The organism is Bifidobacterium vespertilionis, from assembly GCF_008698145.1.
Taxonomy (GTDB): Bacteria; Actinomycetota; Actinomycetes; order Actinomycetales; family Bifidobacteriaceae; genus Bifidobacterium; species Bifidobacterium vespertilionis.
Genome location: NZ_RZNZ01000012.1, coordinates 1 through 11,941, shown reverse-complemented (window position 1 = coordinate 11,941; position 11,941 = coordinate 1). Strand labels below are relative to the sequence as shown.

At 64.7% G+C, this 11,941-nt stretch carries 8 protein-coding genes; 4 read left to right on the top strand and 4 right to left on the bottom strand.

The features are described from left to right. Positions 1–106: 106 nt before the first annotated feature. Positions 107–1,291: a hypothetical protein gene (locus EMO90_RS08610; protein ID WP_150354951.1), complete on the top strand. Its 1,185-nt coding sequence runs from the start codon at positions 107–109 to the stop codon at positions 1,289–1,291. 179 nt (positions 1,292–1,470) lie between these two features. Here EMO90_RS08610 and EMO90_RS12185 read toward each other — a convergent pair whose 3' ends face one another. Further along, entirely contained in the window at positions 1,471–1,635 is a 165-nt protein-coding gene (locus EMO90_RS12185) for a hypothetical protein (protein WP_190972107.1), read from the bottom strand. A gap of 929 nt (positions 1,636–2,564) precedes the next feature. On the opposite strand from EMO90_RS12185, the gene EMO90_RS12180 reads away from it, so the two are divergent. The 3 genes from EMO90_RS12180 (at position 2,565) to EMO90_RS08600 (ending at position 5,667) form a co-directional block, all read left to right on the top strand. Then, complete coding sequence (locus tag EMO90_RS12180) at positions 2,565–2,729, top strand: hypothetical protein (protein ID WP_190972106.1); 165 nt, start codon at positions 2,565–2,567, stop codon at positions 2,727–2,729. Between the two features lie 439 nt (positions 2,730–3,168). Continuing rightward, positions 3,169–3,546 (top strand): MarR family transcriptional regulator, encoded by a 378-nt coding sequence (locus EMO90_RS08605; protein ID WP_150354950.1) that lies wholly within the window; start codon positions 3,169–3,171, stop codon positions 3,544–3,546. A 549-nt stretch (positions 3,547–4,095) separates the two neighbouring features. Continuing rightward, entirely contained in the window at positions 4,096–5,667 is a 1,572-nt protein-coding gene (locus EMO90_RS08600) for a hypothetical protein (RefSeq protein ID WP_150354949.1), read from the top strand. Between the two features lie 470 nt (positions 5,668–6,137). Here the strand turns inward: EMO90_RS08600 and EMO90_RS08595 are convergent, their stop codons facing one another. The 3 genes from EMO90_RS08595 to EMO90_RS12175 form a co-directional block, all read right to left on the bottom strand. Continuing rightward, positions 6,138–8,723, bottom strand: a complete 2,586-nt coding sequence (locus EMO90_RS08595; RefSeq protein ID WP_150355144.1) for a DUF7657 domain-containing protein — start codon at positions 8,721–8,723, stop codon at positions 6,138–6,140. Positions 8,724–8,729: 6 nt separating this feature from the next. Beyond that, positions 8,730–9,977, bottom strand: coding sequence for a CAP domain-containing protein (locus EMO90_RS08590; protein WP_150355143.1), 1,248 nt, complete (start codon positions 9,975–9,977; stop codon positions 8,730–8,732). 459 nt (positions 9,978–10,436) lie between these two features. After that, a partial coding sequence (locus tag EMO90_RS12175) for a hypothetical protein (RefSeq protein ID WP_190973680.1) occupies positions 10,437–11,941 on the bottom strand: 1,505 nt, incomplete at its 5' end.

Here is an 11,941-nt window from a genome sequence, read left to right as displayed (position 1 = left end):
GGGAACCGCGTGAAAGCACTCGGCCCGCCTCGGTAGCGGGGCGGGCCGGTGAAAGCAACCGATGGGTCATGCCCATCGAACGCGATACAGCATATCATTGTCTATCGTGGACACGAAATCGACCAACGGCGAACAGGCGCGGCGCGAGCTGCTGGCCGAGCGCTTCCTCGGACGCGCGAGGCTGGAGCGGTACCTGCGCGAGTTGCCGGACCTGGACGGGGCCCTGGCCCTCCACGCGTGGAACGAGCGGTACGCCGGGGCGCTGCACGTCATCCTCGGCTACGCGGAGATCGCGCTGCGCAACGCCATGGACCGCGCGCTGTCCGCCCTCGGCGCGGCGCAGATGGGCACCGCCCACTGGACGGGCGTGGATTCCTACCATTACAACGGCGAGCGGGCGATACCGGACTCGATGCGCATCCCCTCCGCGATCAGCCCGCTGGTCCGCCAGGACGTGTTCAGGGCCCACCAGCACGCCCGCGAGGCCTCGCTGGACAGGGTCGCCGCGCGTCAGAGCCCCCGGACCGATCGGGGATACGGGCACGAGGACGTCCTGGCCCAGCTGATGTTCGGCACGTGGTGCAGGCTGGTCGGCAGGCCCGTCACGTCCCGCGAGACCGAACGCACCCAGAGGCTGTGGGCCAGCGTCCTGCACGACGCGTTCCCGCACGTGCCGGCGGACGAGTCGGGGCGCATCCGCATCGCGCGCAAGCTGGCGCAGCTGCGCGAGATCCGCAACAGGGAGGCCCATCACGAGAACCTGCTGTACGTGGACGCGGACGGCGTCATCGACGCGGTGATGTCGCTGCTGGCCGCCATCGATCCGGCGTACGGCCGGGGATGGGTCAACCCCGACCCGGTCCGCCAGGTCGCGTACGACGATCCGCGCAGGAACGAGCCCATCCGCACGGCGGCGTTCAAGCTCACCGGCGTGCGGCTGGCTGCCGGGCGCTATAGCGCCCGGCAGTTGCTGGACGCGCTGGCCCGTCAGTCGCTCGAGAATTCGGGCAGGGTGCTGTTCTGCAATTCCGTGCGAGTGCGCAACCAGTATTTCGGCCGGCTCAGAAGGATCGTGCTGTACGCTGATGCCGATCCCCTCCGGGGGATCCGGGGCTACCGTCTGCCCGCGCAGTGGGTCGCCGGGGGCTACCGGCCGGGCTCCAGATGGTACGCCGTGAACAACCTGCGCATGTCGGCCGAGCCCGCGGAGTCCTTCCGGCTGCTGGGCAAGGACAAAAGCCTGCGTGAGGCGTTCGAGTCCACGCGCGCGAATTTCGCGTACCTGCGGTGAGCTCGCCGGACCATGGAATCCGGTGCGCTTGGATGGTCTCGGGCCCGGGACGCGAGCCGGCAGAAGACTCGTTCTTCTAGGGACAGGAGACAACCAAAGCATGGGATGCGCCACGGGACGGCGGCCCATGAATGCAAAGGCCCGTGCGGGAACGGATTCCCACGCGGGCCCCTTCCGGCTTACCTGCGGCGGCCCCTCCAGTCCATGGCCAGGCCGTACAGGACGACCACGGCGAGCAGGACCGTCACCCACGACCTGTCGGCGTGGGAGACGAGCACGGCCAGTGCGACGACCGCAAAGGCGGGACCGGCGCCGGGAGCGCCGGATTGCTGTTGCGAAGCCATTTCAGCTCCTTGTTGATTGTTCCGGCGGCCGGACCGGATGGCCCGGCCGGTCGCCCGCGCGTTTCGGCCCCATTGCAAACGGGCCTGCCGCGCGCGTGCGGCAATGAACATCCTACTGCGCGGGCCACTGTTCCCTCCGGCGACGTATACTGGAATGGCCGGCGCGGGGACCATTGCAACTTCGGGGCTCTTTTTGGGCGGCCGCTTGAAGCTTCGGCCTCGATGGGTCCCGGTCCGGCCAGGGGCGTTCGCTGTGCGTCCCCGTTGATGTTCCGGAGGGCCGTCGACCGTGCGAGGTCGGCGGCCCTTCGCTTTGCGTCGCTGCGGCAGGCTCATTGCCCGCTCCCCGCCATGATCGGGCGATGTCTGGTGCCGCGGCGGGATGCGCACGCGGTCGAATCGTCCTTCACGCCTCTATGCAATTCGTCTCCGATCCTGCCGCGATTGTGTCTCCTGTCCCTGGAAGAGCGAGTCCCGTGATGCCCTTCCTCTAGAGCAGCAGACCAACCCAGCCGGTTTCTCAACCCAAGTCCCGGGATTTGCCGGGAAGCGGAGGCAACGCCCCCGGACACCGCAAAAAAGCTTTAATAGCCCAAGATTCCAACAGCCCGAGGAACAAGCGAAGGGCCGTTGACCTCGCACGGTCAGCGGCCCTCCGGGACAAAGCGGGGACGCGCAGCACGCCCCGGCTGCCGAATCGGGGTCCGACGGGGCCGAAGCTTCAAGTGGCCACCCAAAAGAGCCCCGAAGTTGCAGAGGCCCCTCACCGGCGCTTTCAGTATACGTTGCCGACAAAGACGCGGGCATGCCGATGGCATGGCCGTTGCCGCGCATGCGCGGCGGGCCCCCGATGCAGCGGGGGCCGAAACGCATGTGCGACCGGCCGGGCCAGCCGGCCCGGCCGCCGGGACAAGTAAAAAGGAGCCATCATGGCTTCATCGCAGCAGTCCGGCAGTCCCGGCGCCGGCCCCGCGTTCGCGGTCGTCGCACTGGCCGTGCTCGTCTCCCACGCCGACAGGTCGTGGTTCACGTTCCTGCTCGCCGTGGTCGTCCTGTACGGCCTCGTCACGGACTGGAAGAGCCGCCGCAGGTAAGCCGGCAGGGGCCCGCGTGGGAATCCGTTCCCATGCGGGCCCTTTGCATGCGAGGCCCGTCGCCCGCCGCGGGCATCACCGCGTTTTCAGTTGGTCTCCTGTCCCTCGAGCAACGAGTTCCGCATGCCCCTTCTTCGAGGGACGGGAAATCAAAGGGCTCGGCGTAGGTCTTTCCTGCAACGCGACGGGAGACGAGGGCCGGATATCGGACCGCTCCGCCTTGCCCACTTGCCTCATCCCATGAAGTTCCACCCGCTCTCTCACTTTCTGCCACAAGTGGCAGAAAAGTAGCAGAAAATGGCGGAAGTGGTAGGAGACGGGGAAGTCATGGGCGGCGAGGGCCGGGGTATCCGATATTACGGTGTCGCGCGGGTGAACGTCGGGGTTCATCGCGAAGTTCTTCCGCAACATTGGTCTGGCCGATGAGCTCGGCAGCGGCATGCGCAACCTGTACAAGTACTCGAAGCCCTACTCCGGCAAGGATCCCGTGCTCGATGACGGTGACGTGTTCGAGGCGTTCGTTCCCGTGCGCTGGATCGACGCCGGCCACGGTGAGCAGGTAAATGAGCAGGTAAATGAGCAGGTAAATGAGCAGGTAAATGAGCAGGTAAATGAGCAGGTAACCGGCTTGTCGGGACGCGAGGCGGCCCTGCTGGACGCGTTGCGTGCGGATCCTTCGATCACATACGCGCGGGCGGCCACCTTGCTCGGGGTGTCGTACGCCACCACGCGGCGCGCGTTCCTGTCCCTGCGCGAACGCGGGCTGGTCCGGCGCGAGGGGTCCGACAGGAAGGGCGTCTGGCGCGTCCTCGGGTGATTAGACAAGTCGCCGTCACGCTGGAATGGGCGATGGGGAGACTGTAGTGGGCGAGTTAAGGATCCTTCGACTCCGCTGCGCTTCGCTCAGGATGACACGGGAAGTGATCGGGCTTCGCTCAGGATGAGAGTGATTACCCGTCATCCTGAGCGCAGCGAAGGATCCTTCGTCATTCCACACACAGTCACAGTACAGAAGGTTAAGGATCCTTCGACTACGCCCTGACGGGCTTCGCTCAGGATGACGGAATGTGACTCTTGTCATCCTGAGCGGAGCGCGAAGCGCGCAGTCGAAGGATCCTTTGTCATTGCGCATGGGGTCATAATGCAGAAGGTTAAGGATCCTTCGACTCCGCTGCGCTTCGCTCAGGATGACACGGGAAGTGACCGGGCTTCGCTCAGGATGACGAGGGGGTCGCCGCGGTGCTCGCTTGGGATACCGAGGGCGCGCACCGCGCTGCGCTCCGCTCAGGATGACGCTGCGCCCACGCCCCGCCCACCGGCTACCATGGGAAGTACAACCACAGCACCCCAACGAAGGGAGCCACATATGAAGCGTCTCGGCAGGGCGATCGTCGCGTTCGCGGCGGTCGTGGGCATGATGATCGGAGGAGTCGGCGTCGCGCAGGCGGCCGATCCCACGGACGGCGACGGCGCGCCCGACGGATCCGGGCAGCCCACGCTGTCGGACATCCCGTACTCCGTGAGCGACGTATCGGTGAAGGACATCGGCGCGCACACGGCGAACGTGACGTACAACTGGAAGATCGACGTGCCGGCCGATCAGATCAAGAGCGTGTGCTTCATCGTGAACGTGCGTACGGTCACGGACATCACGCCCCTCAACTACGATGGCGACTACAGCGCGGCCGGCCTGGCCGACTGGCCTAACTGCGCCAGCGGCACCGGCGATTCCGAGCTGACGCAGACCGAGTACCAGAGCATCTACGGCTCCAAGTCGCACGATCTGAGCCTGGTGGACAAGGACGGGTCGGCGTATCTGGCCGCCGAGTACACGGGCCAGAACTTCTTCCGCTGGATGCGCGATTCGTGGGACGGCACGTCCAGCAGCGGCACGATCAGCGTGCCCGTGATCGGCCTGGCACCGGAAACCACGTACAAGAACACCTTCGAGTCGTCGGTCTCCACGGGCCTCGAATGGCAGCTTTCCGCCAAACTCGAGCAGCTGTGGAAGGACGGCGTCAAGGAGAAGACCCCGCTGGATCTGGGCGAGATCTACGCCGGCCTGCGCGCCGAGCTGACCGACGGATCGGTGATCGTGTTCGACCGCGGCTCCGCCCCCGTGCCCGACTTCACCACCAACGCCGAGCCCGCGGGCAAGGCCGAGGCCGATCTGCCCGAGGACGCGCGCGACAACATCACGGTGGACGGCGCCGGCACGGTGACCGCCGGCAAGACGGCCCGCATCTACATCAACGATCTCAAGGAGTCGTGCGCGGGCAGCAAGTCCTGCTTCTGGTACGGCTACATCTACTCCGAGCCCACCAAGCTCACCAGCCCGGACGGCGCCCCCTTCCTGACCGTGCAGAAGGACGATGCCGGCAAGGCGTACGTGGACGCGCTGATCCCCGCCGACCTGACCGGCGACCACACGATCGCGCTGGCCGACGAGACCGGCGAGGTGCAGGGCTGGACCACGGTGAGCGTAGAGGAGCCCGCGCCCGCCGCCAAGCGCATGGCGGTGTATCGTCTGTATAACCAGTACATGACCAGCGGCACGAACCACCTGTTCACCACGGATAAGGAGGAATACGACGGTCTGGTCGAGCTGGGCTGGACCGGCGAGGACATCCAGTTCTACGCGGCCGCGAGCGATGCCGATGGCGCCAAGCCGGTGTATCGTCTGTACAACCAGTGGGATGGCTCGCATCATTTCACCGTGGACGCGGCCGAGAAGGATAACCTGGTGAAGATCGGCTGGACCCTGGAGCCGACGACATGGTGGGCGCCGGCGGACGGCGACGCGAAGGTGTACCGCCTGTACAACCAGTGGAGCGGCGAGCATCTGTTCACCACGGACAAGGGCGAGTCGGACAAGCTGGCCGGTCTGGGTTGGACGGTCGAGGAGTCCGGGTTCAGCGTGTATTCCCAAGGGGAATAGGGGCTGAATTAGGCGAGGAAGGTTAAGGATCCTTCGACTACGCGCTGCGCGCTTCGCTCAGGATGACGGAGAGTGACTCTTGTCATCCTGAGCGCAAGCGAAGGATCCTTCGTCATTTCGCGCAAAGTCATGGTGCAGAAGGTTAAGGATCCTTCGACTTCGCCCTTCGGGCTTCGCTCAGGATGACGGAGAGTGACTCTTGTCATCCTGAGCGCAAGCGAAGGATCCTTCGTCATTTCGCGCAAAGTCATGGTGCAGAAGGTTAAGGATCCTTCGACTTCGCCCTTCGGGCTTCGCCTCAGGATGACGGAGAGTGACTCTTGTCATCCTGAGCGCAAGCGAAGGATCCTTCGTCATATTGCACTAAGCCACAGTGCAGGAGGTTAAGGATCCTTCGACTTCGCGCTGCGCGCTTCGCTCAGGATGACGGGGAACTGCTTCTGTCATCCTTAACCTTCCCGCACTATGACTCATTCAACTCGGTAGAGTGTCAGGCCGTCCGACGAACCAATCGGAGCGAATTGCACATCGGCACCGGACAGCGGGACCAAATCGCGGGTGGTCAGGACGTGCGTGGCTCCGATCGCCTTGAGATCGGCGGGCGCAAGATGCGCGACAACGTAGTCGGGCTGTCCATCATGCAATTCGAACCATGCCCCGCGCCCATCATTCTCCACATCGATCTGCACGTAGGCGTACCGGTTGTACACGTCCCGGTATTTCCCGTCCGGATCCACGGTGGCCCAGCGCTCAAGGGCGGGCACCGGATTGACCGACGTGATGGTCGGGATGCCGTTGGCGATCATCGCCTGACCGAGGAATGGGTTGTCCGTCACCAATCGAACGTCCGCAGTGTTTTCACCGGCCGATCGCAACGACGACGCGACCAAATTTGCCGCAGGATTGTCCGTGAGCGCCCGGGCGCCCTGCTGCACCGGATTGACGCACAGGCCGGAAAGCATCATCAGAACGGCGGCCAATGCGATCATGCGCGATCCAAGCCGTTTGGGCCATACGATCGCCACAATGAATGCGAACGCCGTTAACAGTGCGAATCCGGCCATCAGCGCCAGCTGCGTGCCGTCGCGCCGCTGCCCGGACAGGGCGATGTTGCAGGACAGTGCTGCGCCGGCGAAGAGAGCCGCGAGGATGAAGCCTTTGGCGGCATCCTGGGCGGAGCGGCGGTCCCCTCCGTCATCCTGGGCGACGGGTCGACTCCCCCTGTCATCCTGAGCGCAGCGGAGCGGAGTCGAAGGACCCTTCGTCATTTCGCGCAAGGTCATAGTGCGGGGGATTAAGGATCCTTCGGCTGCGCCCTTCGGGCTCCGCTCAGGATGACGGGGTGACCGCTTTTTGTCATCCTGAGCGAAGCGGAGCGGAGTCGAAGGATCCTTCGTCATTTCGTATTGAGTCATAGGGAGGACAGTTAAGGATCCTTCGACTACGCGCTGCGCGCTCCGCTCAGGATGACGGGGGGAGCCGGCTTGCGGGCTGCGCTCATCCGGACGACAGGGGGAGTCGGCTTGCGCGCTCCGCTCAGGATGACGGGAGGCGAGCCGGGTCAGCAGGAGCAGGTCGATGAAGGTGGTGGCGAGTTTGATGCGGTCCACGGTCAGCGAGGAGAACATCGTGATTTTGGCCAGCCAGGACGGGAACCCCACCAGTCCGAACGCCAGCAGCAGCGCATCCACGGCCAGCAGCGCGATAATCCACGGGTCCCGCCTGCGCCTCAGCCCCAGCACGCCAAGCACAATCCCCAGCGGAAACAGGCCGTAAAACGTCGACTGCTCCGAAGCATTCGGCATCGGGATTGCATCGTCCAGCGCGGAGAACGGGCTGGCAACGTAATTAAACAACGTGTTGAGCAATCCGCCGCCGGTTTCGCTGCGCGCACCCGGATAGGCCGTGTGCATCACCGCGGACACCGTGTCCCACGCGCGCAGGAACACGAACGCCAGCACCCCAATCAGCGCAACGGCAGCGACGATCATGGGCGCAAAATCACGCACACGGAATCGCGCGCGAAGGCCGTGCCGATCGAACCCACGCAGCCGCCCAATCAGTACAGCCGCACCGCAGGCCGCGAACACGTAGCACATCGGGATCTGCCACGCCGGGTACAGGATCAGCGCATACCCGCCCGCGCAGTACGCCAGCCCCGCCGCGAGCACCCAGCGCCATCGTGCGCCTGTGGACGAAGATACGCACGCCGCGCCCGTGGCAGCAAGGTAGCGATCGAACAACACCACCAGCGCCTGCCCGAAGATGAACAACTCCGCGATCCCGTTGACCGCGAACCACCATTGCACGATCGGCGCGAATCCCACCATCATCGCGTAGCCGGCGGCCAGCCATCGATCGTCGCGTGTGATCAGCCGGCCGAATTCGTAGGAGACCAGCAGCAGGACGATCAGTCTGGCCGACCAGAAGAACGCCAGTCCGTGCGCGGATCCGAGCAGCATGAACCCCCACAGAAACAGACGAAACAACGTAGCCAGCGCCCATGCGGGCTGCGCGTAGAGCATGGTCACATCCGTGGGCCACGCGCGGATCACGCTGGAGACCGGATCGTAGCCGGTGTGCGATTGCGAGAACGCGAACGGGGTGAACACCACCCATTCATCGCTGCGGATGCCGCGCGGCACACCCCACAGCACGCCTTGGAACGGTTCGCCGCCCGCCAGCGACGACCATTCGGCCACGGAGAAGCCGCTGATGCCCGCCGCGGTCAGGATCGCGATCATGAGCCCGCCCATCGGCCAACGCCATCGATGCAGCGAGCGACGGAACGCGCGGATTGGGGCATGATCGGACGTCAGCAGGCACAGCGCCGCCGCGAACGCCATCCATATGATCGCAATGCGCCACAGGGAGGATGGTCGCGAGAAATCGACGAACCATACAGCCGTGCGATCGGCGCCGGAACGGGCTGCGGCCACGGCCTGAAGGAAGCATTCCACGTACAGCGCGCATAGAAGCGCCACGCATACGGCGAACACCGTGTGCGTGGCGCGGGCGACACTACGTTGGGACGTTGTCAGGGTCGTCGCGATCACCCAAGGTCACTTGAAGGCGATCCAGGCGACGCTTTCCTGAATCCAGCCTGCCTCGGCGGCGCTCTCATACTCACCGAAGTTGGTGGTGAACAGATGCTCGCCGGAGTACTGGTTATACAGGCGGTACACGGGCAGGCTGCCGTCCTTGGGCACGTACCAGCCGATGCCCTCGTCCCTCCAACCGTCGCGGACCATCTTGTCCGCCTCCTCGCGGCTCATGGTGTAGTGGTGCAGGCCCTTGGGATCGTACGGGTTGTAGAGGCGATAGACCGGATAACCGTTGGAGGAGACCGTGAACGACGTGCCCTCGTCCTTCCAGCCGAGCTCGACCAGACCGTCGCGCTCGGAGGCGTCCACCGTGTAGTGGTGCATGCCGGTGTACTTGTTGTACAGGCGGTACACGGGCACGCGGTCGCCGTCGTCGGGCTCGGAGGGCTGCTCGCCGGTGTAGTGCTCGGCGAGGAACTTGTAGCGGGTCAGGGAGGCGATGTAGGCGTCCACGTCAACGCCCGGGTTCGAGCTGGGATCGGCCGGGGCGGCGAAGTTCTGCGCGCTGTAGCTGCCCGACCAGCCGAAGCCGGTGAGAGTGAAGTCGGAACTGGTCAGGTTGGTGTAGTGGCCGACCTTGCTGAAGTCGCGCACGCCCAGATCGTACAGAGCCTTTTCCTTGGTGTACCAGCCGAGGAAGGGGTTGGCGTAGCCCCACGCGATGTTCTGGCCTGCAGCATAGTAATCGCCCGCTTCGGTCGCATCACCGTTCTGGTGCTGCATCTTGCCGTTCGCGTTCATCCAATCGGCCGCGGTCTGGGCCATGGCGTTGACCGTGTGATCGACCTTCAGCGCCGAGCGGCCGGGGAAGTTGTTGTCGGCGACGCGCAGGAGGTTGCCGCGCTTGATCGACAGGGCGGCCTTGAGGGCGTTGTCCAGCGAGGTGGCGGAGTCGGTGTCGCCGAGCTTGAGGTACTGGGCCTTCTGGGGGTCCGATCGCACCGCGTCGAACCACGCGACCGCACCCTTGGCGCCGATGTACTCGTAGTAGCCGATCGTGCTGTTGCGGATCACCGGGTCGGCGTCCAGCTTGCCCACATTCAGTCCGAGCGCGGCCGGATTGGCGATCGTGACCGTGGGAGCCGGGGTGGGCGTGGAATCCACGGCCGTGGCGGCGATCGCGGGGGCCGCCGTCAGACCGATCGACAGCGTGAGCGCGGCCAGCGTCGCCGCGGCCTTCTTCCAACTGCGATTGCGCACGATCATGATGTCCCCTCTCCGTTGGGCGTTGATATGCCCCCAGTTTACCGCCGACATTCGCCTCCGTCATCCTGAGCGGCGCCCCGACAGCGCCCCCTGTCATCCTGAGCGAAGTGCCACAGAGGCCGTCCCCTGTCATCCTGAGCGAAGCGCGAAGCGCGCAGCCGAAGGATCCTTCACCTCCTGCACCATGACTTAGTGTGCAATGACGAAGGATCCTTCGACTCCGCTACGCTCCGCTCAGGATGACAAGAGTCGCATTCCGTCATCCTGAGCGGTGCGGAGTCTCCCCTCCTGTCATCCTGAGCGAAGCCCGTCAGGGCGTAGCCGAAGGATCCTTAACCTCCTGCACTGTGGCTTAGTGCGATATGACGAAGGATCCTTCGCTTGCGCTCAGGATGACAGAAGCAGCAACGTCATCCTGAGCGTAGCCGAAGGATCCTTAACACTCCCGCCTAAGCGGAATCACTTCGCCTGGGTGTACACGCTGAATCCGGACTCCTCGACCGTCCAGCCCAGGCCGGCCAGCCTGTCCGACTCCGCCTTGTCCGTGGTGAACAGGTGCTCGCCGTTCCACCGGTTGTACAGGCGGTACACCTTCGCGTCGCCGTCAGCCGGCGCCCACCAGGTCGTCGGCTCCAGGGTCCAGCCGATCTTCACCAGGTTATCCTTCTCGGCCGCGTCCACGGTGAAGTGGTGCGAGCCGTCATACCGGTTGTACAGGCGGTACACCGGCTTGGCGCCGTTCGCCGCGCTGCCGGCGGCATGGAACTTGACGTCCTCGCCCTGCCAGCCGGCCGCGACCAGCTTGTCGTACTCCGCCTTGCTGGTGGTGAACAGATGCGTCGTGCCGCTGGTCATGTACGGGTTGAACAGGCGGTACACCGCCACGCTCGCCGGGGCCTCGGCCTTCACCGTGGTCCAACCCTGCAGCGCACCGGTCTCGTCCGTCAGCGCGATCCTGTGCTCGCCGGTCAGCCCGTCGGGCACCAGCACGTCCACGTAGTACTTGCCGGCGTCGTCCTTCTGGACGGTCAGGAACGGGCTGCCGTCCGGGCCGGTGAGCTTGGTCGGCTCGGAGTAGACGTAGCCGTACCAGAAGCAGGACTTGTCGCCCTTGCACGCGTCCTTGAGGCTGTTGATGTACACGCGGGCAGACTTGCCGGCCTCGACCTTGCCGCCCTCGACCGACACCTTGTCCTTGGTAGCGTCGGTCAGCGCGGACTCGGGAGTGCCAGCCGGCTCGGACGTCGTCTTGAAATCGGGGATCTTCGTGGCCGCAAGGGCAAGGGGGATCATGCTGCCGTCCTTGAGCTCGACATGCAGGCCGATGGATGCCTCGCGCAGGTCGAACGGGGTCTTGGTGCGAACACCCTGACGCCACAGCGTCTCGAACGTGTCGTCCAGCCGCCACCACCAGGGGGTAAGGGTCCCAAAGTCGTTAAAAGTGTTACCGGTGTTGCCGTACGCGGTGTCCGGCGTCAGACCGTCGAGCAGCAGGGAGAACGTGCCGCCGTTGGACTTGCCATCCCACAGATGGTTGTCGTAATCGAAGAAATTCTGCGCAGTGTATTTCGCAGCCGTATAGTATTCATTACCATCTTCATCTGCCGGCAGATCCAGATTCCGCTCGTGCAGACCAAGGATCTGATCGTAGAGATCCGGGGTCAGCTCAGTATCGATGGTACCGCTCGTGCAGTCATTGTCGTAGAGCGGACCAAGTTCAGGCTCATAAGGTGCGTAACGGTTCTCGATCGGCGTGATGTCCGTGACGCGGGTGATTGACGCAACGGCGCAGACGCTCTTGATCTGGTCGGCCGGCAGGTCGATCTTCCAATCGAATGTCACGTTGGCCGTGTGGGCGCCGACCTCGGACACCCGCGCGTTGCTCGCCGTCGCCTTGACGTCGTAATTGTAGTTCGGGTAATCGTCGGCGTTGGCCGTCGCGACGCCTCCCGAAACCGCCATGC

Bases quoted from the DNA above. Each gene is read 5' to 3' on its own strand.
- EMO90_RS12185 (WP_190972107.1), bottom strand. From the start codon at position 1,635: ATGGCTTCGCAACAGCAATCCGGCGCTCCCGGCGCCGGTCCCGCCTTT.
- EMO90_RS12180 (WP_190972106.1), top strand. From the start codon at position 2,565: ATGGCTTCATCGCAGCAGTCCGGCAGTCCCGGCGCCGGCCCCGCGTTC.
- EMO90_RS08605 (WP_150354950.1), top strand. From the start codon at position 3,169: ATGCGCAACCTGTACAAGTACTCGAAGCCCTACTCCGGCAAGGATCCC.
- EMO90_RS08600 (WP_150354949.1), top strand. From the start codon at position 4,096: ATGAAGCGTCTCGGCAGGGCGATCGTCGCGTTCGCGGCGGTCGTGGGC.
- EMO90_RS08590 (WP_150355143.1), bottom strand. From the start codon at position 9,977: ATGATCGTGCGCAATCGCAGTTGGAAGAAGGCCGCGGCGACGCTGGCC.